Annotated in this window: 16 protein-coding genes and 2 pseudogenes; 4 read left to right on the forward strand and 14 right to left on the reverse strand. The window is 71.3% G+C overall.

The annotated features are described in order from the left end of the window. Positions 1-99 precede the first annotated feature (99 nt). From IE258_RS34230 to IE258_RS34240, 3 genes and pseudogenes are all read right to left on the reverse strand, one after another. Entirely contained in the window at positions 100-732 is a 633-nt protein-coding gene (locus IE258_RS34230) for a hypothetical protein (protein WP_189749690.1), read from the reverse strand. A gap of 68 nt (positions 733-800) precedes the next feature. Further along, a complete protein-coding gene (rnhB, locus tag IE258_RS34235; RefSeq protein ID WP_189749691.1) occupies positions 801-1,502 on the reverse strand; it encodes a ribonuclease HII in 702 nt (233 codons plus the stop codon). An 81-nt stretch (positions 1,503-1,583) separates the two neighbouring features. Next, positions 1,584-2,196: pseudogene (locus tag IE258_RS34240) on the reverse strand (TetR/AcrR family transcriptional regulator). Between the two features lie 144 nt (positions 2,197-2,340). On the opposite strand from IE258_RS34240, the gene IE258_RS34245 reads away from it, so the two are divergent. Further along, positions 2,341-3,888 (forward strand): MFS transporter, encoded by a 1,548-nt coding sequence (locus IE258_RS34245; RefSeq protein WP_189749693.1) that lies wholly within the window; start codon positions 2,341-2,343, stop codon positions 3,886-3,888. A gap of 27 nt (positions 3,889-3,915) precedes the next feature. On the opposite strand, the gene IE258_RS34250 is transcribed toward IE258_RS34245, so the two are convergent. From IE258_RS34250 to IE258_RS34260, 3 genes are all read right to left on the reverse strand, one after another. Beyond that, positions 3,916-4,821 carry an ADP-ribosylglycohydrolase family protein gene (locus IE258_RS34250; RefSeq protein ID WP_161381561.1) on the reverse strand — a complete coding sequence of 302 codons (906 nt, stop codon included), beginning with the start codon at positions 4,819-4,821 and terminating at the stop codon, positions 3,916-3,918. 12 nt (positions 4,822-4,833) lie between these two features. Continuing rightward, positions 4,834-5,493 carry a histidine phosphatase family protein gene (locus IE258_RS34255; protein ID WP_159327970.1) on the reverse strand — a complete coding sequence of 220 codons (660 nt, stop codon included), beginning with the start codon at positions 5,491-5,493 and terminating at the stop codon, positions 4,834-4,836. A 106-nt stretch (positions 5,494-5,599) separates the two neighbouring features. After that, positions 5,600-6,214 (reverse strand): YdbC family protein, encoded by a 615-nt coding sequence (locus IE258_RS34260; RefSeq protein ID WP_104631078.1) that lies wholly within the window; start codon positions 6,212-6,214, stop codon positions 5,600-5,602. 157 nt (positions 6,215-6,371) lie between these two features. Between IE258_RS34260 and IE258_RS34265 the strand changes: the two genes are divergently transcribed. Continuing rightward, a complete protein-coding gene (locus IE258_RS34265; RefSeq protein WP_189749694.1) occupies positions 6,372-6,905 on the forward strand; it encodes a TerD family protein in 534 nt (177 codons plus the stop codon). Here IE258_RS34265 and IE258_RS34270 read toward each other — a convergent pair. From IE258_RS34270 to nrdR, 3 genes are all read right to left on the reverse strand, one after another. Further along, positions 6,871-7,767 carry an alpha/beta fold hydrolase gene (locus tag IE258_RS34270; RefSeq protein ID WP_189749696.1) on the reverse strand — a complete coding sequence of 299 codons (897 nt, stop codon included), beginning with the start codon at positions 7,765-7,767 and terminating at the stop codon, positions 6,871-6,873. The genes IE258_RS34265 and IE258_RS34270 overlap by 35 nt on opposite strands. A gap of 230 nt (positions 7,768-7,997) precedes the next feature. Next, entirely contained in the window at positions 7,998-10,898 is a 2,901-nt protein-coding gene (locus tag IE258_RS34275) for a vitamin B12-dependent ribonucleotide reductase (RefSeq protein WP_189749697.1), read from the reverse strand. 168 nt (positions 10,899-11,066) lie between these two features. Then, the gene (nrdR, locus tag IE258_RS34280; protein WP_189749699.1) at positions 11,067-11,615 is read right to left on the reverse strand and encodes a transcriptional regulator NrdR; all 549 of its coding nucleotides are present in this window, start codon (positions 11,613-11,615) and stop codon (positions 11,067-11,069) included. Positions 11,616-12,176: 561 nt separating this feature from the next. Here nrdR and lexA point away from each other — a divergent pair. After that, the gene (gene lexA / locus IE258_RS34285; protein WP_003973219.1) at positions 12,177-12,956 is read left to right on the forward strand and encodes a transcriptional repressor LexA; all 780 of its coding nucleotides are present in this window, start codon (positions 12,177-12,179) and stop codon (positions 12,954-12,956) included. Between the two features lie 88 nt (positions 12,957-13,044). Here lexA and IE258_RS34290 read toward each other — a convergent pair whose 3' ends face one another. From IE258_RS34290 to IE258_RS34310, 5 genes and pseudogenes are all read right to left on the reverse strand, one after another. Further along, positions 13,045-15,039, reverse strand: a complete 1,995-nt coding sequence (locus IE258_RS34290) for an ATP-dependent DNA helicase (RefSeq protein ID WP_189749700.1) — start codon at positions 15,037-15,039, stop codon at positions 13,045-13,047. 191 nt (positions 15,040-15,230) lie between these two features. Next, a complete protein-coding gene (locus IE258_RS34295) occupies positions 15,231-15,923 on the reverse strand; it encodes a GNAT family N-acetyltransferase (protein WP_189749701.1) in 693 nt (230 codons plus the stop codon). 72 nt (positions 15,924-15,995) lie between these two features. Then, entirely contained in the window at positions 15,996-17,939 is a 1,944-nt protein-coding gene (locus IE258_RS34300) for an IucA/IucC family protein (RefSeq protein WP_189749703.1), read from the reverse strand. A 42-nt stretch (positions 17,940-17,981) separates the two neighbouring features. Continuing rightward, complete coding sequence (locus IE258_RS34305; protein WP_229892607.1) at positions 17,982-19,418, reverse strand: aminotransferase class III-fold pyridoxal phosphate-dependent enzyme; 1,437 nt, start codon at positions 19,416-19,418, stop codon at positions 17,982-17,984. Between the two features lie 206 nt (positions 19,419-19,624). Next, a pseudogene (locus IE258_RS34310) lies at positions 19,625-20,619 on the reverse strand (aldo/keto reductase). 260 nt (positions 20,620-20,879) lie between these two features. Between IE258_RS34310 and IE258_RS34315 the strand changes: the two are divergent. Further along, on the forward strand, positions 20,880-22,109 hold the full coding sequence (locus tag IE258_RS34315) for a trypsin-like serine peptidase (protein WP_161381566.1): 1,230 nt from the start codon (positions 20,880-20,882) through the stop codon (positions 22,107-22,109). Positions 22,110-22,190: the final 81 nt, after the last annotated feature.

A 22,190-nucleotide genomic window follows, 5' to 3' on the forward strand; every position in this document is an offset into this window, starting at 1 on the left:
CGTCGGTGTGCCCGGGCTCGCCCGAACCGCCTCCGTGCGGGGGCTCCAAACGGGCGCCCCGGTGTCACACCCGGCGTCCGCCGTGCTCGGCGAACGGACTCAGACGCCCGCGCCCAGCACCGAGTTGATCCGCTGCGGGTCGCCGCAGACGATCAGCAGGGCGCCGGCCCGCGAGTGGGCCACGGTCAGGGCGGTCACAGCGGCGGCCTCGGGACCGCCGTTGAGCGCGACCACGACCACGGCCCGTGACACGGCACGGTCCGCGACGGCGGCGTCGGCGTAGAAGACGTCGTCGCCCGCGTCGTGCTGCGCCCAGTAGGCGGCATCGCCGAAGGACAGCTCGTGGGCCGCCCACGGGTGGGGTTCGCCGGTGGTGATCACCAGCACGTCACCAGGGGTACGACCCGAGTCCAGCAGCAGGTCCACGGCCTCTTCGGCGGCGTCGAGCGCACCGTCGGGCGTGGCCGGGATCAACTGGATCTGCGGGGCGGCCGAGGTGGCTGCCGGGGTGGCCGGACCCGCGGGTCCGGGTTTGGCCGCGGCCGTGTCCCGCGACGCGCGTTGCGCCGGCGGTGCCGGCCGCACCGGGCCGGGACGGCCGGGGCGCGGCGGAGCCGCGGGACGGGGGCCGGGTACGGGGCGGGGGGTCGGCGCGGTGCGGCCGCTGGCCGGAGTGGCGCGGGGACCCTGGGCCTTCTCGTGAATCTGAGGCTCCTCGGGAATGAGAGGCATGAGCTGATATCTATCAAACGTTGGTGCGGCTCGCGTCGGCGGGTGGCACATGCCTGCGAGCGGAACCGTCAGAAATCGAATCCGAGCTGACCCTCGATTTCCGGAACGCTTCCGTCCACCCAACTGCGGACCTTCTTGAGGTGCCGCCACTGGGGCAGCGCATCAAGATACGCCCACGACAACCGGTGGTGCGGGGTGGGGCCCCGCTCCTCCAGTGCGGCCTTGTGCACGGGCGACGGATACCCGGCGTTGTCCGCAAAACCGAAGTCTGCATGGTCGACACCCAGTTCGGCCATCATTTTGTCGCGCTGGACCTTGGCGAGCACCGAGGCCGCCGCGACGGCGACGCAGGACTGATCGCCCTTGATCACCGTGCGAACCCGCCAAGGGGTGCCGAGGTAGTCGTGCTTGCCGTCGAGGATGACGGCGTCGGGGCGGACCGGCAGGGCCTCCAAGGCACGCACCGCCGCCAGGCGCAGCGCGGCGGTCATGCCGAGCGCGTCGATCTCCTCCGGAGAGGCGTGCCCCAGGGCGTAGGACGTGACCCAGGTACGCAACTCCACCTCGAGTTCGGTGCGTCGCTTGATGGTGAGCAGCTTGGAGTCGGTCAGGCCGACCGGAGGTCGGCGCAGTCCGGTGATCGCCGCGCAGACGGTGACCGGGCCGGCCCACGCACCGCGCCCCACCTCGTCGACACCGGCGATGACCTTCGCTCCGGTCGTGGCGCGAAGGGAGCGCTCGACGGTGTGAGTAGGTGGTTCGTACGGCATGGCGCCCCTAGCCTACGCCGCCGCGATCCCCCCGCGACACCCCGGTTGCCCGAACGGCGGCGGACTCCGCGTCGGCCCGGATCAGGGGCCGCCCGACCGCAGCAGCGGGACCATCAACTGGTCGATCATTTCCTCGAGCTCGCGGTCCGTCCATTCACTTGCACAAATCTTCGAGCGGTACATCATCATCGCCGGGATGGCGTCGAAGATGTACCCGTTGGCCGCATCGTGCCGGACCTCTCCCCGCTCCATTCCGCGGTTGACGACCTCACGCAGCATCTTGAGGGTCGACTCGACCACCCCTTTGATGATCACGGCGTGGAAGCGTTCGGCCTGCTTGGTGTCGCATTCGTGAATCACGGAACGCAGAGCCGATCCGGGGCGGCTGTACATCGCGTCGCGCGCCCTGCGGCAGAGCTCCAGCAGATCCTTGCGCATGCTTCCGAGGTCGGGACCCGTCCGGCAGTCCGGACCGCAGCGCGTCCGCGACGAGGTCTTCCTTGGACGACCAGCGACGGTAGACGGCCGCCTTCCCGGTCCGTGCGCCCGCGGCCACCCCCTCCATCGTCAGACCGTTCCAGCCGACGGTGCCGAGTTGATCCAGCGCGGCCTCGAGGATCGCGCGCTCCAGGACCGCTCCACGCCGGCGGGCGGGCGTCCGGGCGGAGGCGGCCGGCCAGTGCGGAGGAACCATGCCGGAGGTCTCCAGTAAGCGGCGAAAACGGGTATTCGGGGATGAAGCACACGTTGCGCGGCCGCGACGGGGAATCGGACGGGTCACCAGCGTTGAACAACAGTGAACGCGAGCGTTCACCAAGTCAATCGTGGGGAACACATAGTGCCAACTTCTTCTCTGATCAAAGACCGGAAGCCGGGAGCGGCCCGCCGGGAGGGGCATCCCGGCATCGCGCTGGCCGTCATCGCGTCCTGCCAACTCATGGTCGTACTCGACGCCACGATTGTGAACATCGCGCTCCCGCACATCCAGAGCGCGCTCGACTTCAGCACCACCGACCTCACCTGGGTCGTCAGCGCCTACACGCTCACCTTCGGCGGCCTGCTCCTGCTCGGCGGCCGAGCCGGTGACATCCTCGGCAGGCGCCGGGTCTTCATGACCGGCATCCTGCTCTTCACCTTCGCCTCGCTGCTCGGCGGCTTCGCCCAGGAACCCTGGCAGCTTCTGGCGGCTCGCGTCCTGCAGGGCATGGGCGGCGCGATCGCCTCGCCCACGTCGCTGGCCCTCATCGCCACCACGTTCCCCGAGGGACCGGAGCGCAACCGGGCCTTCGGCGTCTTCGCCGCCGTCTCCGCGGGTGGTGGCGCCATCGGCCTGCTAGCGGGCGGCATGCTCACCGAGTGGCTCGACTGGCGCTGGGTGCTCTTCGTCAACGTGCCGATCGGTGTACTGATCGCCGTGCTGGCACCGCTCTACATCAGCGAGTCCGAACGGCACTCCGGCCGCTTCGACATCGCCGGGGCGGTGACCTCGACGGCGGGCATGGCCCTGCTCGTCTACGGCTTCATCCGGGCCGCCGACGAGGGCTGGCGGGACAATCTGACCATCGGGTCCTTCGCCGCCGCCGCGGTCCTGCTGCTGGCCTTCGTCCGCATCGAGCGGCGGGCCAGGGAACCGATCACCCCGCTGAAGATGTTCGCCGACCGCAACCGCTCCGGCACGTACGTGATCATGCTGAGTCTGGCCGCGGCGATGTTCGGCATGTTCTTCTACATCGTGCTGTTCGTACAGAACGTGCTCGGCTACAGCCCCATCGAGGCCGGTCTGGCCTTCCTGCCGGTCACGGTCGTGATCGCGATCGGTGCCGGGCTGTCGCAGCGCTTCCTGCCCGTCTTCGGCCCCAAGCCGTTCATGATCGTGGGTTCGGCGCTCGCCGCGCTCGGACTCGGCTGGCAGACCCTCATCAGCTCCGACAGCACATATGTCGGCGGAATCCTGGGACCGATGCTGATCTTCGGCTTCGGCATGGGGCTGAACTTCGTGACGCTGACGCTGACCGCGGTCTCCGGGGTCGCCCAGCACGAGGCGGGCGCGGCGTCGGGCCTGCTCAACGCGATGCAACAGGTGGGCGGATCGATCGGGCTCGCCATCCTGACGACGGTCTTCGGCACGGCGAGCAAGGACGAGGGGAAGAAGCAGGTGCAGGACTTCCTCGCCAACGGTTCGCCGGAGCAGAAGGCGGAGTTCGCCCGGACCCACCAGTTGCCCGCGCCCTGGTCGCACGACGTCCTGGCACAGGGCATCTCGGCCGCCTTCATCCCGGCCGCCGCCATGGCCGTACTGGCTCTGGCCACGGCCTGGCTGGTGATCCGGGTGCGCAAAAGCGACCTGGAGGCCCTTTCCGGCACGGCGGGGCCGGGTATGGGCTGACCAGGGGATCCGGTCAGGCGGAAACGGTCAGGCGGAAACGGTCATCCAGTCGGGCAGCGCCTCCACCCGTCCCGCCCACTCGGCCGGGGGCGCGCCCGCCCGGCCGGCCGCGACGACACCGCCCACGATGGCGCAGGTCGTGTCCACATCCCCGCCGACCTGCGCGGTCGTCCAGAACGCGGTCTCGTACGCCCCGAGGGCGCGGGCCGCGGACCAGAGCGCGAAGGGGACGGTGTCATGCGCGGTCGTACGGCGTCCACAGCCCAGGACCGCCGCCACGGTGGCCGCGTCGCCGTAGTCGAGCATGTCCCGGGCGCGTCGCAGTCCGGCGCCCACCGCGCTCTTCGGCACCAGTGCGATCACGCCGTCGAGGAGCGCGTGCGCGGAGGGCGGACCGGCCGGATCGGCGGCCAGCGCCGAGGCGGCCGCGACGGCCATCGCGCCGACCACCGCCTCACGGTGCTGGTGCGTCGGGTAGGCCGAGATCTCCGCCTGGTGGGTGGCCTGCTCCGGGTCGTCCGCGTACCAGGCGCCGAGCGGCGCGATGCGCATGGCGGCGCCGTTGCCCCAGGAGCCCTGCCCGTTGAACAGGGCCGCGGCCAGCTCGCGCCAGTCGCCGCCTTCCCTGACCAGGCGCAGCAGCCGGTTGACCGCGGGGCCGTACCCCCGGTCGAAGTCGTGGTGATGGGCGAAGGAGAGGGCCAGCGCGTCCTGGTCGATGCGGTGGTGGGCAGCCAGGACGGAGACCACGGAGCACGCCATCTCCGTGTCGTCCGTCCACTGCCAGGTGCCGGGCGGCAGCTCGCGGCGCCCCAGCAGCGGATAGTTCGCGGGAACGAAGAACTGTGAGCCGAGCGCGTCCCCCACCGACAGTCCGCGCAGGCTGGACAGGGCCCGGTCCAGGCGCCCGTCAGGAGAAGAATGAGCGGTCATCGCCCTGCCACTCTATCCGGTGATCCCGTACGGTTCCGGATCTCGCCAGCGTTCGAAGGGCCGGTCAAGGGTGTACTTGCCGTCCTCACCGAGAACGAGCATCCGCATCTCGGCGTTCCCGGGGTTGGACAGCGACTCGAACTCCGCGACCGTCCAGTGGAACCACCTCATGCAGAACAGCCGCATGGCGAGCCCGTGCGTCACCAGCAGCACGTTCGGCGGGTGGTCGGGGTCCTCGAAGCTGCGGAACAGGCTCTCCAGGAACCCGCCGACCCGGTCGTACACGTCGGCACCGGACTCGCCCTGGGCGAAGCGGTAGAAGAAGTGGCCGTAGGCGTCGCGGTAGGCCTTCTGCAGGCGCACGTCGTCGCGGTCCTGCCAGTTGCCCCAGTCCTGCTCGCGCAGCCGCGGCTCCTCGCGTATCCGTATGAGGTCCGGATCGAGGTGGAAGGAGCGCAGGGTCTCGTGGGTACGGCGGTACGGGGAGACGTACACGCTGATCCGCTCGCGGCCGAACACCTCGCGCAGGCCCTTGCCGGTCTCCTCGGCCTGCGCCCGGCCCCGGTCGGTGAGGGCGAGCGCGTGGTCGGGTTCGCGCTCGTACACGGTGTCATCGACGTTGCCGGTCGACTCGCCGTGCCGGACAAGAACGATGCGCCGTGGTCGTGCCATGCCAGAACCCTAGATCGAGACGGGCGGAACCCGGCACTCGTAGGGGCCCCGTACGGCGTACGTCACACGGTCTCCACACCCGGGCGGGCCGGGGAGGGTCCGGATCTCAAACGGTCCAGGAGGGTTCCAGCTGCACGATGTCGCCCGTCAGCGCCGCGATGTCGGCCTCCGTCTGGGCGCGCAGGGCGAGCCGTTCCACCCGCTCGGTGCGGTACTTTCCGTGTTCGGCGGCCGACAGCCACATGGACAGCACGAGGTACTCGTTGTACCCGTCGCCCGGGGCCTCGCCGAACAGGCCGCGGATCATGCCGGGCGAGCCGGCCATCGCCGGGTTCCAGACCTTCTCCTGCATGAGGACGTAGTGCTCGGCCCGTTCCTCGTGGACCCGGCACAGCGCCACCCGCAGCAGGTCGGCGTCGGTGAAGCGCGGCTCGAAGCCGGTCTTCACGTCGAACCGGTAGTCGAAGAGCCTGACCTGGGCGTCCTTGAAGGTGCCCACCTGCGCCGAGGCCAGCCTGTCGTGGGAGCGGGCCATGAAGGAGTCGTAGAAGGCACGGCTCTCCCAGAAGGCGAAGACGTGCGCCACGTCCGGCCGCCCCCGGCTCCAGCCGCCCCCCTGCCCCCGAAAACCCGGCTCCCCCGGAAGCCCCGCCCACTTCCGCTGCCCCCGCTCGAAACCGCGGCGGTCGACCACGGTGCAGCGAATCCACTTGACCAGCACCGCGCCATGGTAAGGCCAGGAACACGGCACCGGCCGCTCTCCGGCGGACCGCTTGCCCACGGCTGCGTCCCGGTGCGTGGCAGGATGGACAACCGGCCGTCACCGCCCGGCAGTTCCGAGGGCCGGGCAGGGCGGGGGACCTGGGAAGGGGAAGTCTGTGAACGGCCTCAGCAAGGGCATGCGCAAGGTCGAGGTCGCGCTGCGGTGGGATCCGAGTCCGGCGGGGCAGCCACCCGTCGACCTGGATCTCGTCGCCGGGACCTATCCGGCCGACGATCCGTACGGCACCCCCGGCTACGTGGTGCACTTCGACAGCCGCTCACCGGACGGCACGATCTACCTCAACCGGGACAGCAAGGACGGCAAGGGCTTCGGTTTCGACGAGGTCATGACGCTGGAGCTGGATAGGCTGGACGCCCGGTACGCGCGCGTGGTGGTGGGCGTCGCCATACAGCAGCACACCGAGGACCGGACCTTCGGCGACGTGACCAACCCCGGTCTGCGCATCCGAGAGGGCTACACGGACCTGGCCGCGGAGGACTTCGGCGGCGTCCCGGGCGCCACGGCGGCCACGGTCGCGGAGTTCGTCCGTGACGAGACGGGGGCGTGGGAGTTCCGGGCGGGCGTGCACGGCTTCGAGGGCGACCCCGCGACCTTCACCCGCGTGATGGGCGCGACGCGCCACTCCTGACCTCGGCCCCGGCCGTCCCGCGCCCGAGCGCGAGCATCGCCTGGGCGACCTCGCCGACCGCCGCGTCGGGGATCGCGGTGGCGGCGTCCTCGAGGACGAGCAGCCGCGCCCGGGGAATCTCACGCGCGATCGCTTCCCCGTTGCCGACGGGGAAGAACGGGTCGCGGCGGCCGTGGACGACGAGCGTGGGGATTCCGAGCCCGGGCAGGCGCTCACGCCAACGGGGTGCGCAGTCCAGCCTGGAGAACACGATGCCCAGCTGGTTGGCCAGCTGGACCGGGGCGGCGGTGCCCGGCGTGCGGTCCCAGATGCGGGCCGCGATCGCGCGCGCGGCGACGGGGTCGTCGCCGAGGACCTCCGCACCGGTGGCGGCGAACTCGGCCACCGCCTCACGGTCGGTCCAGTCGGGCATCGGCCGCGTGAACAGCCGGCCCATCGTCGCCTCGTCGTGGTCGGGGAGGTCGTCGTCGGGCGGGCCGGGCGCGACCGCGCGGGTGCCGACGAGCGTGAGCGCCGAGAACGCGTCCGGGTGGTCGAGCGCGGCCACCTGGGCGACCATGCCCCCGACGCCGATCCCGGCGAGGTGCGCGGGCCCGGCGCCGAGCGCACCGGGAAGGGCCGCCGCGTCGGCGGCCAGGTCGCGCAGGGTGTAGGCGGGCGCCTCCGGGTCAGCCGTGGTCGACTCCCCGCTGTCGCGCAGGTCGTAGCGCACGACGCGGCGCCCGCCCGCGGCGAGGCGCTCGCAGAGCGCGTCGGGCCAGGAGAGCATCGTCGTCCCGCCCACGAGCAGGACGAGTGGCGCGTCGTCGGCACCGAACGACTCGATACCCAAAGCGATCTCATTGACGCTGACTGTTGTCATCGGAGCCCCGGCAGATGTCGTAGGTCGGGTGTGTCGTGGGGGTAGACCCGATCCGGCGCCCGAAGTCATCGCTCGCTCGTGCGGCGTGTGCCGGAGGTGAGCGTGCGCGAACCGCCGGCACACGCGGAAGCGACCGCCTGCACACGCGGAAGGGGACCGGCCGATGGCCGGTCCCCTTCCGGACCCGCGAGTCACGCGCTCGTCACGTCATCCGCAGGTCGAGCCGCAGGTCAGCTGCAACCGCTGGTCGAGCCGCAGCCCTCGCAGATGTAGCAGGACCCGGCGCGCTGCATCTTGGTGCCGCAGGAGAAGCACAGCGGGGCGTCGGCCTGGATGCCCAGCTGCATCTCCACCAGCTCGGCGCTGGTGTGCGCCTGCTGCGGAGCGGGCTTGGCGGCCTCGGCCTCGGCCTTCGGTGTGGCGACGGCCTTCAGTTCCTGGGCGCGCGGCGCCGACTGGGCCAGGCCCTCGACGTCCAGCTCGTCGTCGGACGGCTCGTACGAACCGGTCTCCAGGTGGCGCTGACGCTCCTCGGCGGAGTGGATGCCGAGCGCGGAGCGCGTCTCGAAGGGCAGGAAGTCCAGCGCCAGGCGGCGGAAGATGTAGTCGACGATCGACTGCGCCATCCGCACGTCCGGGTCGTCCGTCATCCCGGCCGGCTCGAAGCGCATGTTGGTGAACTTCGAGACGTACGTCTCCAGCGGCACGCCGTACTGGAGGCCGACGGAGACCGCGATGGAGAAGGCGTCCATCATGCCCGCGAGGGTCGAACCCTGCTTGGACATCTTGAGGAAGACCTCGCCGAGACCGTCGTCCGGGTAGGAGTTGGCGGTCATGTAGCCCTCGGCGCCGCCGACGGTGAAGGACGTGGTGATGCCGGGACGTCCCTTCGGGAGGCGCTTGCGGACCGGGCGGTACTCGACGACCTTCTCGACCGTCTCGCGGATCGCCGCCTCGGTCTTCTCGGTGATCTCCGCCTTCTCGTCCTTGGCCGACTTGGTCTTGGCGGACAGGGGCTGGCCGACCTTGCAGTTGTCGCGGTAGATGGCGAGCGCCTTGACGCCCATCTTCCACGCCTCGAAGTAGACCTCTTCGACGTCCTCGACGGTCGCCGACTCCGGCAGGTTGACCGTCTTGGACAGGGCGCCGGAGATCCACGGCTGGATGGCGGCCATCATGCGGACGTGGCCCATCGCGGAGATGGAGCGCTCGCCCATGGCGCAGTCGAACACCTCGTAGTGCTCGTGCGCCAGGCCGGGCGCGTCGACCACGTTGCCGTGCTCGGCGATGTGGGCGACGATCGCCTCGATCTGCTCCTCCTGGTAGCCCAGGCGGCGCAGGGCCTGCGGGACGGTGCCGTTGACGATCTGCATCGAGCCGCCGCCGACCAGCTTCTTGAACTTGACCAGCGCGAGGTCGGGCTCGAGGCCGGTGGTGTCGCAGGACATCGCGAGACCGATGGTGCCGGTCGGGGCGATGACGGACGCCTGGGAGTTGCGGAAGCCGTTCTTCTCGCCGAGGCGGAGCACGTCCTGCCATGCCTCGGTGGCGGCGGCCCAGATCGGCGTGTCGAGGTCGTCCATGCGGACGGCCTTGGCGTTCTCGTCGGAGTGCTGCTTCATGACCCGCAGGTGCGGCTTGGCGTTGCGGGCGTAGCCGTCGTACGGGCCGACGATCGCGGCCAGCTCGGCGGAGCGGCGGTACGACGTGCCGGTCATCAGGGAGGTGATGGCGCCGGCCAGGGCGCGGCCGCCGTCGGAGTCGTAGGCGTGGCCGGTCGCCATCAGCAGGGCGCCGAGGTTGGCGTAGCCGATGCCGAGTTGGCGGAAGGCGCGGGTGTTCTCGCCGATCTTCTGGGTCGGGAAGTCCGCGAAGCAGATGGAGATGTCCATCGCGGTGATGACGAGCTCGACGACCTTGGAGAAGCGCTCGGCGTCGAAGGACTGGTGGCCCTTGCCGTCGTCCTTCAGGAACTTCATCAGGTTCAGCGAGGCGAGGTTGCAGGACGTGTTGTCCAGGTGCATGTACTCGCTGCACGGGTTCGAGCCGTTGATGCGGCCGGACTCCGGGCAGGTGTGCCAGGCGTTGATGGTGTCGTCGTACTGGATGCCCGGGTCGGCGCAGGCCCAGGCGGCCTCGGCCATCTTGCGGAAGAGCGCCTTGGCGTCGACCTCCTCGATGACCTCACCGGTCATGCGGGACGTCAGGCCGAACTTGCCGCCGTCCTGCACGGCCTTCATGAACGTGTCGTTCACGCGGACCGAGTTGTTGGCGTTCTGGTACTGGACGGACGTGATGTCGTCGCCGCCCAGGTCCATGTCGAAGCCCGCGTCGCGCAGGGCGCGGATCTTCTCCTCCTCCGAGACCTTGGTCTGGATGAAGTCCTCGATGTCGGGGTGGTCGACGTCGAGGATGACCATCTTGGCCGCGCGGCGGGTGGCGCCGCCGGACTTGATGGTGCCGGCCGAGGCGTCGGCGCCGCGCATGAAGGAGACCGGCCCCGAGGCGTTGCCGCCGGAGGAGAGCAGTTCCTTGGAGGAGCGGATCCGGGAGAGGTTCAGGCCGGCTCCGGAGCCGCCCTTGAAGATCATGCCCTCTTCCTTGTACCAGTCGAGGATCGACTCCATGGAGTCGTCGACGGACAGGATGAAGCAGGCCGAGACCTGCTGCGGCTGGGGCGTGCCGACGTTGAACCACACCGGGCTGTTGAAGCTGAAGATCTGGTGCAGGAGGGCGTAGGCCAGCTCGTGCTCGAAGATCTCGGCGTCGGCGGGCGAGGCGAAGTACTTGTGGTCCTCGCCGGCCTTCCGGTACGTCTTCACGATGCGGTCGATGAGCTGCTTGAGGCTCACCTCGCGCTGCGGGGTGCCCACGGCGCCCCGGAAGTACTTGCTGGTGACGATGTTGACCGCGTTCACCGACCAGAACTCGGGGAACTCGACGCCACGCTGCTCGAAGTTGACCGAGCCGTCGCGCCAGTTGGTCATGACGACGTCACGACGCTCCCAGGCCACCTCGTCGTAGGGGTGGACGCCGGGAGTGGTGTGGACGCGCTCGACGCGGAGTCCCTTGCCCGCCTTGGTGCCCTTGGCGCGGGAACTCCGTGCCGGACCGCTCGCCGTCTCTGTCATGCCGCCTCCCTGTACGGGCGAAAACGCCCTGAAGTGCCCCGATTGTTCCCGTGGGCACGGTGTTCTGTCTGGTGTTGCGGGCATCTCTCGCTCCGCCCGCAACAGGTCTTGTTCACTCGCCGCCGTCCGGCCGGGCCCGGGCGCCGAAGTCCGGGTCCGGCCCGCCGATCAGTCGGCGGCGCCTGCGGGCTCGGGGACCTGTCCTGCCCCCGTGGACCCGCGGTCGTTCTCCTGGCTCCCCGTGCCGGTGTCGTCGTCCTCGCCGGGGTGCCCCGTCGTCTCCCTCAGTTCCGCGATCGCGGCCTCGAAGTCCTCGAGCGAGTCGAACGCCCGGTAGACCGAGGCGAATCGCAGATAGGCGACGAGGTCCAGTTCCTGCAACGGTCCGAGGATGGCCAGCCCCACGTCGTGGGTGGTCAGCTCGGCGCTTCCGGTGGCCCGCACCGCCTCCTCGACCCGCTGGCCGAGCTGGGCGAGCGCGTCCTCGGTGACGGGGCGGCCCTGACATGCCTTGCGCACACCGTTGATCACCTTGGTGCGGCTGAACGGTTCGGTGACCCCGGACCGCTTCACCACCATGAGCGAGCACGTCTCCACGGTCGTGAACCGACGGGAGCAGTCAGGGCACTGGCGGCGCCTGCGGATCGACGTGCCGTCGTCGGTCGTACGGCTGTCGACGACACGGCTGTCGGGGTGCCTGCAGAAGGGGCAGTGCATGGACTCCGAACCCTCCTCACAGCAGACTCAACAGCCTCGAAAGGCCCTTCAGGCCCCTCGAAGCAGCCCCCAGCATAGGCGATCGCGGCGGGCCCGAAGACCCGGGGGACCACAACTTGTGGGCTGCTGATGCAATCCAACCACTAGATGTGGGGCTTGGCCCATACATACACGCCCTGCACGCGTGTCGCGCCTGTGTGTGGCGGCCGCCCGGGCCGCCCCTGGCACACAAGGCCGTGTCGCGGCCGTATCGCCCCGGGGCATGCGGAGATACGGTGGGCACCTCGGGGAGGGGACGTGGGACTACCGCAAGAGATGGGAGACCCGCCCCGTCGAACTGGATGCCGGATGGCAGACTGGGGCGACATCCCCGGGGTTGTCACCACGGCGGTGAAGAGTACAGCAATAGGCCCTTTTGTCCGCCAGGCACCACGGTAGCCATACACCCAGACATGCAATACGGGCGAGCGATTCGCGTTTTTTCACTCGAACGTGTGTTTGGCGCAACCTTTCGAAAGCTACTACCGTTGTGCAGCAGGGAGACCATCGAGAGGGGCCGACGTGACCACCACCGCCGACAGTGCCACCATCACTGCCCAGGAACGCCCCCAGGGCCGTCCTGAGCCGGTGCACGCGATGAGCGACGCCGCGAATCCCGAGGGGCACAAGCGCTCCCTTCCGGGGCGACCTCCCGGCATCCGGGCGGACAGCTCGGGACTCACTGACCGCCAGCGCCGGGTGATCGAAGTCATCCGCGACTCCGTGCAGCGGCGCGGGTACCCGCCGTCGATGCGGGAGATCGGCCAGGCCGTCGGCCTCTCCAGCACCTCGTCGGTGGCGCACCAGCTGATGGCGCTGGAGCGCAAGGGCTTCCTGCGCCGGGACCCGCACCGCCCGCGCGCCTACGAGGTGCGCGGCTCCGACCAGGCCGCCTCGGTGCAGCCGACGGACACCGCCGGGAAGCCGGCCGCCTCGTACGTCCCGCTGGTCGGCCGGATCGCCGCCGGTGGTCCGATCCTGGCCGAGGAGTCCGTCGAGGACGTCTTCCCGCTCCCCCGGCAGCTGGTCGGCGACGGCGAGCTGTTCGTCCTGAAGGTCGTCGGCGACTCGATGATCGAGGCAGCGATCTGTGACGGCGACTGGGTCACGGTCCGCCGCCAGCCGGTCGCCGAGAACGGCGACATCGTGGCGGCCATGCTGGACGGCGAGGCCACCGTCAAGCGCTTCAAGCGCGAGGACGGCCACGTCTGGCTCCTCCCGCACAACTCGGCGTACGAGCCGATCCCCGGTGACGACGCGACCATCCTCGGCAAGGTGGTGGCCGTACTGCGTCGCGTCTGAGCGCCACGGCGGGCGGGTACGCGCGACAGCGTCCCGCCGACCCGACCGGGCCCCGGAACCTCTGCGCCGGTTCCGGGGCCCAGCGCTGTCAGCCGCTCTCCGTCTGCCCCTCGGCCTCGGTCTGCCGTGCCTTCGCGTCGATCGCGGCGAGTGACTTGCGGACCTGGTTGCGGTCGGTGGTGAACCAGAAGTCGGGCAGGGACGCCTTCAGATAGCTGCCGTACCGGGCCGTCGCCAACCGCTGGTCGAGTACGGCGACCACCCCGCGGTCGCCCGACGCCCGGACCAGTCTGCCCGCGCCCTGGGCCATCAGCAGCGCGGCGTGGGTGGCGGCGACCGCCATGAAGCCGTTGCCCCCGGCCTCCTCCACCGCCTTCTGCCGGGCGCTCATCAGAGGGTCGTCGGGGCGCGGGAACGGGATCTTGTCCATGACGACCAGCTGGCAGCTCGGCCCGGGGACGTCGACGCCCTGCCACAGGGACAGGGTGCCGAAGAGGCAGGTACCCGGGTCGGCCGCGAAGTTCTTGATCAGCTCGCCGAGGGTCTCCTCGCCCTGGAGGAGGATCGGGTACTCCGGGATCCGCGAGCGCAGCTCCTCGGCGGCCAGCTGGGCCGCGCGCATCGAGGAGAACAGGCCCAGTGTGCGGCCGCCCGCCGCCTGGATCAGCTCGGTCAGCTCGTCGAGCATGTCACCGCGGTCGCCGTCCCGGGCGGGGCGGGCCAGGTGTTTGGCGACGTAGAGGATGCCCTGCTTGCGGTAGTCGAAGGGCGAGCCCACGTCGACACCCTTCCACTGGGGCACGTCGTCGCCCTCGGTGCCCTCGGGGGCCAGGCCCAGCGACGCCCCGACCCCGTTGAAGTCGCCGCCCAGCTTCAGGGTGGCGGAGGTCAGGACGACGGAGCGGTCGGTGAAGAGCTTCTCCCGCAACAGGCCGGACACGGACATCGGAGCGACTCGCAGCGAGGCACCGAACCGGTCGTGGCGCTCGTACCAGACGACGTCCCACTCCGAGCCGTTGGTGATCCGCTCCGCGACGTCGTGCACGGACTCCACGGAGGCCAGCGCCTGCTTGCGGACCGCGTCCTCGTCCTGCACGGACTTGTCGCGGGTGGTGCCGATGGCCGAGATGACCGTCCGGCAGGCGTCCCGCAGCGCCATCAGGGCGTACCCCAGGTCCTCCGGGACCTCCTCCAGGCGGCCCGGCAGCGCCAGCTCCATCAGCCGCTCGAAGCCCTCGGCGGCGGTCTGGAGCTGGTCGGCGGCCTTCTCGTTGACCAGCTTCGCGGCGCGCCGCACCGCACGGTTGACCTGGCCGGGAGTCAGCTCTCCGGTGGCCACCCCGGTGACCCGGGAGACCAGCTCGTGCGCCTCGTCGACGATCAGCACCTCGTGCTGCGGCAGGACCGGCGCGCCCTCGATGGCGTCGATCGCGAGCAGCGCGTGGTTGGTGACGACGACGTCGGAGAGCTTGGCGCGCTCACGGGCCGACTCGGCGAAGCACTCGGCGCCGTAGGCACACTTCGTGGCGCCCAGGCATTCCCTGGAGGACACCGACACCTGTGCCCAGGCACGGTCGGAGACGCCGGGCGTCAGGTCGTCGCGGTCGCCGGTCTCCGTCTCGTCCGCCCAGTCACGCATCCGCAGCAGGTCCTGGCCCAGCTTGCTGGTGGGGGCGGCGGCCTCGAACTGGTCGAAGAGGCCGTCCTCCTCGTCCTGCGGCACGCCCTCGTGCAGCCGGTGCAGGCAAAGGTAGTTCGACCGGCCCTTGAGCATCGCGAACTCCGGGCGGCGGCGCAGCTGCGGGTGGAGCGCGTCGACCGCGCGGGGCAGGTCCCGTTCGACCAGCTGGCGCTGCAGGGCCAGGGTCGCCGTGGCCACCACCACCCGCTCCCCGTGCGCCAGCGCGGGCACCAGGTACCCCAGCGACTTTCCGGTGCCGGTGCCGGCCTGGACGAGCAGGTGGGAGCCGCCGTCGATGGCTTCCTCGACGGCTTCGGCCATGGCCACCTGGCCGGGACGCTCCGTGCCGCCGACGGCGGTGACGGCGGCGTGCAGGAGTTCGGGGAGTGAGGGCTTCGTCATAGCTCGACCACCCTACGGCCCGGGTCCGACAAACGGGTCGGCAAGGCGGGTGCGAGGGGCGCGTGTGACGCTGACTGCGGCGACCGGCGCGGCAAGGCTGGCTCCTGGGGCAGTGGCCGACGAACGGGACGGGCGACCGGCGGAACGGGCGATCAGCCGGGCGGCAGCGGTGGCGGGCGCGGCGCCGGGCGTCACGGAGACTCCCGAGCCTCCCGTTCGCGGATCATGAAGGCGGCGCGCTTGGCGGGCAGCTCCACTTCGGCCGCCAGCCGGAACCCGGCGCCGAGGAACGCCGCGACGGACGACCGGTTGCGGACGTCGGGTTCGGCGAGCACCCGTGTGCAGGCGGGGCGCTCCGCGAGCACGAGGTCGGCTACGGCCCTGATCAGCCCGGTGCCGAGGCCCCGCCCGCGGTCGGCGGCGTCGCCGATCAGCAGGTGGATGCCGGTGTCGTGCGGCCGGACGGGACAGTACCGGGCCAGCGGGTCGAGGTCGGCCCGGTAGATCTCCCAGTAGCTCATCGGCACCCCGTCCAGCAGCCCGACGCACGGGACGCTGCGTCCGTCCCCGGCGAGCTGGGCCCGTAGGTGGTCGGCGGTCACGCTCTGCGGTCCGGTCAGCTCCCAGTAGGCGGCGACGGCGGGGTCGTTCATCCAGCGCGCGACGAGCGCGGCGTCCCGCTCGACGTCGACGGGCGCCAGGTGGAACACACCGACGGGGGTGGCGCTCGGTCCCCAGTCGGCGACGCCGTCGAGGAGGTCCGCACGCGCCCGTGCCGTCCTCGTCCCGGCGCGGTCGTCCCCCGCGCTCCGGAAGAGCGCGACGAACTCCCCGGGCAGGTGCAGGTCCAGGGTGTCGTCGGCGCTCGCGTCGGTGGAAGCCAAGGGATCGCTCTTTCGGGAGGGGAGGGAGTGAGGGAGGTGCCTCAGGGGCCGGGTGCAGGGGCGGCGGACCGGTCAGGCGCGCAACGGGTTGGCGATGGTGACGTAGACGGACTGGGTGTCCACCGGCCCGACGAGTTCGTCGAGGCCGTGCAGGCGGGTCAGCAGGTTGGCCTTGCAGCGCAGGACGGGTGAGTCGAGGAGATGCGCCGGGAGGGGGCCGCCCAGCGGGTCCGGGCCGGAGACGAGCTCGCCGAGGAAGCGGCGGAAGGCGGCGAGCAGCACGTGTTCGTCGGCGAGACCCTGCGAGCCGAAGGCGCCGATGAGGCCGAACACGTTGTTGACGGCGAGGTAGTACGCGAAGCGCTCGTCGGTGACCGCGTCGGGCACGAAGGTGTCGCTGTGCGCTCCGATCCCGGGCAGCAGGGCGTCCAGTTCCGTGCGCCTCGACTCCCGGAAGTAGTAGCCCTGGTTGTCCCGGTAGCGGCCGCCGGCGGGCCAGCCGTCGGCGTCCAGCATCACGAGGGTGTTCTGCTGGTGCGCTTCCAGGGCGATGCCCGCACGGGCGTCCAGCCACAGGACGGGGAGTACGACGTGGTGGAGGTAGCGCAGGAACCACTCGGCGGCGACGGCTCCGGCCGGACGGCCGGTCCGGACGGCGAGCCGTGTGACGACCGCGGCCAGCCGGGAGCGCGGGTCGGGGACGGCGGCGGTGGTGCCCGCGTCGGTGGGGTCCGCCCGCGGGTGCGGCCACGGCGCCGTGAGGCCGGCCACACAGGAGACGTCGTCCGAGGGAAGGAAGGGATTGTGGCGGACGACGACGTCCAGCCCGCGCACGGGGCTGCCGTCCGGTCCGTCGACGGCCAGCCAGGCCGGATCACGGACGATGTCGAACGCGGGATGGGCGGCCCGCCACTGCCGGGAGAGCCCACGGCGCAGCAGGCGGTGGACCTCGACGCCGCGGTGGAGCTCCTTGCGGAGGTTCTCTCGCCGGGAGTTGGTGATGTGCAGTGCCAGCGACAGCTTGAGCATGGCGGGGGCGCCGGTGCGGTGCACGGTCCGGAGGGAGGAGGTGGGATGCCAAGGGGCGCCGCGGGCTCCGAGGTCCCTGAGCAGTCCGGAGTCCAGCAGCGCGGCGACCCCTGGCCGGTGTGCGACCGCGCGGAACTGCCAGGGGTGCAGCGGAAGGAGCGCGTATCCGACCGGCGGGACCGGACCGTCCGCGGCGAGGCGGGCCGTGAGCCGGGGTGCGGCGACCGGGCGGCCGCGCTCGGTCCAGGCCGAGTCGCTGGCGAGTACGGACGGGGCCACGGCCACCCAGTGCAGGGGGAAGGAGCCGCGCAGTTCCGGAGAGTACCGCCGCGCCTCCGCCTCGGTGAGGCCCTCACGGCTCTTGGGGGTGGGGTGCAGCGGATGCCCGAGGAGGAGCGCCTGTTCGGCGGCGAGGAACAGGTCGGGGGGTGCCGGCGCCGGACGACCGGTGCCGCCGTCGGGGTGTAGTCCGCGGTCGCGCAGGATTACGGCGGTACGGCGGACGGAGTCGGCCACGCGCGCCACGAGGTCGGTACCGGCGGGGCCCGGGATGCCGGGGGCCTCCCGCCCGAGCAACGCGGCGAGGGTGAGGGCGTCGACGGGTGGTGCCGAGGCGGGTGCGTCGACCAGTCGCGGGAGGCCGAAGCGGTGCCGCCCGGTCGGGGACCAGTAGGCCACGGGGACGGCCAGGGCCGCGCCGCAGGCCGGGAGCCGCAGGTACAGGACACCGTCGCCGGGCGGGCCCACGCCGGCCTCTCGGACCCAGCAGCGGAGCAGGTTCTCGACGGCGGCGGCCTGCGCCGCGGCATGCGCGTCCGAGTGGGTGCGAAGGTCTTGCGGGCTGCGTTGTGAGCCTAGGGCTTCTCGGAGTTCCTGAGCGTGGTGGGGATCGGGACTCTCCGGGGAGGAACAGGAGGATGCGGCGGCGGCCGGTCGGGTTCCGGGCGGCTCGGCGGGCGCCGGCTCGGGTGTGGGGGTGATGTGCAACGCGGTCCTCGTGACGTGCGGGAGCGGGGCGGGGCGGCGGTCTCATCGCGCGGCGTGCGCCCGGTGGGGCGGAGCGTGGCCGCCGCGCCGCCGGTCCACCGCCTGCACCGCGTCGGCGAAACGATCCAGGATCGTGGACGTCTGCTCCTCGGTGATGATCAGGGGCGGCAGCAGTCGCACGACGTTCCGGTCCGGGCCCGTGAAAGCCACGATCAGGCCGCGCCGCAGACACTCCCGTTGGACGGCGAGGGCGAGTTCGCTCCCGGTGCCGGGTGGGCCGCCTACGGAGGGAATGCCGCCCGGGGGATTGCCGTCGGAAGGAGCGCTGTCGGAGGCAATGCCGTCGGAGCGAGTGCCGCCGCAGGGAGCGCCGTCGGGTGCACCGTCCGGTGACACCAACTCCACGCCGATCATCAGGCCGCGTCCGCGCACGTTCCCGACGCATGCGAACTCCGCGGCCAGACCGCGCAGTCGGGACAGTATCCGGCCACCGAGGGCGGCGGCATGCTCGGCGAGACGTTGCTCGCGAACGTGAGCGAGGGTGGCCGCGCCCGCGGCCAGGGCAAGTTGGTTGCCACGGAACGTACCGGCGCCGGGCGCTCCGGCGGCGCGCCGGTCGGAGCCGGTGCGACGGCCGTCGAGGTCCTCGTGGTGGACCACCGCGGCCAGCGGCAGGCTGCCGCCGATCGCCTTGGAGAGGATCAGCACGTCGGGGGTGACCCCACTGTGATCGACCGCCCACAAGGCACCGGTCCGGCCGACCCCGGTCTCGGTCTCGTCGGCGATGAGCGGCACGGATCGTTCGGCCGTGACGCGCCGCAGGTCGCGCAGCCACGCGTCGGGGACGGGCAGGACGCCGTCCGCGCTGCGCACCGGTTCCAGGACCACACCGGCGGGCGGTTCCCCGGCGTCGGACGGGCAGCATGCCTCGGCTGCCGCACAGAGGTGGGCGCCGGTGGGGGTGACGATCGGGGCCCGGCCGGTGGCGGCGCGGACCAGGGCGACCGCGGTGTCGACCGGGTCGGTGCCGCCGGGTCTGCAGAAGCGCACGCGCGCGTGCTCGGCGAGCCGGGGTGGGAGCGTGCGCAGGAGTTCGGTGACGAATGCGTCCTCGACCGGGGTGGTGAGGCCCATGACCTGCAGCGGGGTCTCCGAGTCGAGAACCCTGCGCATCGCTTCCAGGACGACCGGGTGATGGTGTCCCAGGGCGAGGGTCCCCGCCCCCGAGGCGCAGTCCAGGTAGCGGCGGCCGGCGGCGTCCTCGATGGTCAGCCCCCGGGCGCGGACGGGCACGACCGGGAGGGCGCGCGCGTAGGTACGCGCCGCGGCCTCCCGCGCCGGCTGACGCCTCGGTGCGCCTCCCGCCCCGGCCGAAACGCTGGCGGCCTCCTCGGACCGGCCGTCCTCAAACCCGCCGTCCTCGGACCGGCCGTCCTCGGACCAGGCGCCCGCCAACCCCTCGTACGCGGTTTCCGCCACGGCTCTTCTCGACCTCCCGCTGTCCGGACACGACGCGTCGTGCCGGGCCCGTCCTCGGCACGGAGGACCGCGGCGCGCGACAGCGGACCCCCCACCGCTAGCAACCGCGGCGCGTGCGGCGGGTTACGGGTTGCCCGAAGATCCTTGCCGTGCCCGCCCGGCCGCCGCTCCCCCACCGGACGCTCGCGGGGGCCGGCCGGCCGGACTCACCAGGCGAACGCCTCCGGCGACGGACCCGGGCCCGGGAAGATCTCGTCGAGGCCCTCCCGCACCTCCTGCGGCAGATCGAGGTCGATGGCCCGCAGCGCGGAGTCGAGCTGCTCGCGGGTGCGCGGGCCGACGATCGGGCCGGTGATGCCGGGCCGGGTCAGCAGCCAGGCCAGCGCCGCCTCGCCCGGCTCGATACCGTGCTTGTCGAGCAGTCCTCGTATGCCTGCACCCGTCCCCGCACGGCCGGGTCGTTGAGCAGGCGCGCCCCGTGTCCCCCGGTCCTGCGCCCTCCCTTGTGCTCCTTCTTGAGTACGCCCCCGAGCATGCCGCCGTACAGCGGTGACCAGGCGATGACGCCGACGCCGTACTCCTGCGCGGCCGGGATGACGTCCATCTCGGCGCGTCGTTCGGCGAGGTTGTACAGGCACTGCTCGCTGACGAGACCGAACGTCGAACCGCGTCGCGCCGCGACCTCGTTGGCCTGCGCGATCTTGTAGCCGGGGAAGTTGGAGGAACCGGCGTAGAGGATTTTGCCCTGCTGGACGAGGACGTCGACGACCTGCCAGATCTCGTCGAACGGCGTTAGCCGGTCGACGTGGTGGAACTGGTGGATGTCGATGTGGTCCGTCCGCAACCGCTGCAGCGAGGCGTCCACCGCCCGGCGGATGTTGAGGGCCGAGAGCCGGCCGTAGTTCGGCCACTCGGGGGATCCGTCGGGCAGCATGTCGCCGTACACCCTGGTGGCGAGCACGGTCTTCTCGCGGCGTCCGCCGCCTTGTGCGAACCAGGCGCCGAGGATCTCCTCCGTGCGCCCCTTGCCCGCGCTCTGGCCGTAGACGTTGGCGGTGTCCACGAAGTTGACGCCGGCCTCCAGCGCGGCGTCCATGATGGCGTGGCTGTCGGCCTCCTCGGTCTGCGGTCCGAAGTTCATGGTGCCGAGCACCAGTCGGCTGACTTTGAGTCCAGTGCGTCCGAGCTGCGTGTATTCCATGGTGATCAGCCAACGCCTCAACAGCGGCTCCGTACCGCTGGCCGACCACGCGGGGATCGCCGCCGAGCAGCGCCGGTCACGGCGGCTGTGTCCGAACCGTTGCCGTTCCGTCGGAAGTCCCCCACGGCGGGCGCATAGTGTGTGGTGCCGTTCCAGGTCGCAGTCGATCCGCGGAACCGGGCCCCGGGAGACCGGGCCGGGGTCCGCGGATCGGTTCGGCCACAGCACCATGTTCGTTCACAGCAGGGGGAGTCAACACCATGCGATCCATACGGCCGTCGTTCAGCACGCGCGGAACCAGACGCGGACGGCGCGGAACCTCCTCCGCGGCCGCCGCCGTGGCGCTCGTCTCGGCGCTCGCGCTCACCGCCACGGCGTGCGAGGACGGCGACCCCGAGGCGGGCGGCGACGCCTCCGCCTCCGCCTCCGCCGTCGACGACGGCAACGGCGGCATCCGGATCCCGGACCACATCAAGGACAAGCTCAAGGAACACGGGATCGACGTCGACGACTGGAAGAACGGCGCCTGGAAGGACTGGAACAAGGACGACTGGCTGCGCGAGGCGCAGGACTTCGTCAACCCGATCATCGAGGGTCTGTGGGACCCGGACCGGATGCGGGACGCCGAGGAGCCGGACCAGGAGGTCGACGAGAACGACATCTCCGGGGACCAGGGCGTCACCGACCCGGAGCCCGCCCCCGTCGAGGCGGCGGCCGTGCCGGCCAAGTACCACGACAACGCCGCCACGGCCGGCAAGCTCCTCTTCGACTCCCCCAAGGGTTCGATGGTGTGCTCGGCGACGGTCGTGAAGGACCCGGCCAACCCCGGCAAGTCCAACATGGTGTGGACGGCCGGTCACTGCGTGCACGCCGGCAAGAGCGGCGGCTGGTACCGCAACATCGCCTTCGTCCCGTCGTACAACGACACGGACATGTCGGCCGAGGAACTGCAGAAGGCCACCAAGGAGGAGATCGCTCCCTACGGTGTCTGGTGGGGCGACTGGGCGCAGACCTCGGACCAGTGGATCGAGCAGGGCGGTGCGACCGGCGGTGACGGCGCCTCGTACGACTTCGCCGTGATCCATGTGACGCCGGAGAAGGGCAGCGGCGGCAAGTCGCTGGAGGAGACGGTCGGCGCCGCGCTGCCGGTGGACTTCGACGCGCCGGCCGTGCCGGAGATCGAGAGCATGAAGGCGATCGGCTACCCGGCCGCACCGCCGTACGACGGCCAGAAGCTGTACGAGTGCCAGGACAAGCCGGGACGGCTGTCGATCAACGCCTCCGACCCGACGATGTACCGCATCGGCTGCACCATGACCGGCGGCTCGTCCGGCGGCGGCTGGGTCGCCGCCGGTTCGGACGGCAAGCCCGCGCTGGTCTCCAACACCTCGATCGGTCCGGTGACGGCCGGCTGGCTGGCCGGTCCGCGCCTCGGCGAGGAGGCCAAGGGCGTGTTCGACGCGGTGAGCGGCAAGTTCGCCGACCAGTGAGGACGGTGGGGTGCGCCGGGCCCGAGGCCGGCACCCCGCCGCACGTCAATTGACAGACATGCACGCATTCACACGTTTCAA

The sequence above is a fragment of the Streptomyces tendae genome, from assembly GCF_014650435.1.
Taxonomy (GTDB): domain Bacteria; phylum Actinomycetota; class Actinomycetes; order Streptomycetales; family Streptomycetaceae; genus Streptomyces; species Streptomyces tendae.

Coding starts and splice junctions, on each gene's coding strand:
- IE258_RS34230 (WP_189749690.1), bottom strand. CDS start 732: ATGCCTCTCATTCCCGAGGAGCCTCAGATTCACGAGAAGGCCCAGGGT.
- rnhB (WP_189749691.1), bottom strand. CDS start 1,502: ATGCCGTACGAACCACCTACTCACACCGTCGAGCGCTCCCTTCGCGCC.
- IE258_RS34250 (WP_161381561.1), bottom strand. CDS start 4,821: ATGACCGCTCATTCTTCTCCTGACGGGCGCCTGGACCGGGCCCTGTCC.
- IE258_RS34255 (WP_159327970.1), bottom strand. CDS start 5,493: ATGGCACGACCACGGCGCATCGTTCTTGTCCGGCACGGCGAGTCGACC.
- IE258_RS34270 (WP_189749696.1), bottom strand. CDS start 7,767: ATGACAACAGTCAGCGTCAATGAGATCGCTTTGGGTATCGAGTCGTTC.
- IE258_RS34275 (WP_189749697.1), bottom strand. CDS start 10,898: ATGACAGAGACGGCGAGCGGTCCGGCACGGAGTTCCCGCGCCAAGGGC.
- nrdR (WP_189749699.1), bottom strand. CDS start 11,615: ATGCACTGCCCCTTCTGCAGGCACCCCGACAGCCGTGTCGTCGACAGC.
- IE258_RS34290 (WP_189749700.1), bottom strand. CDS start 15,039: ATGACGAAGCCCTCACTCCCCGAACTCCTGCACGCCGCCGTCACCGCC.
- IE258_RS34315 (WP_161381566.1), top strand. CDS start 20,880: ATGCGATCCATACGGCCGTCGTTCAGCACGCGCGGAACCAGACGCGGA.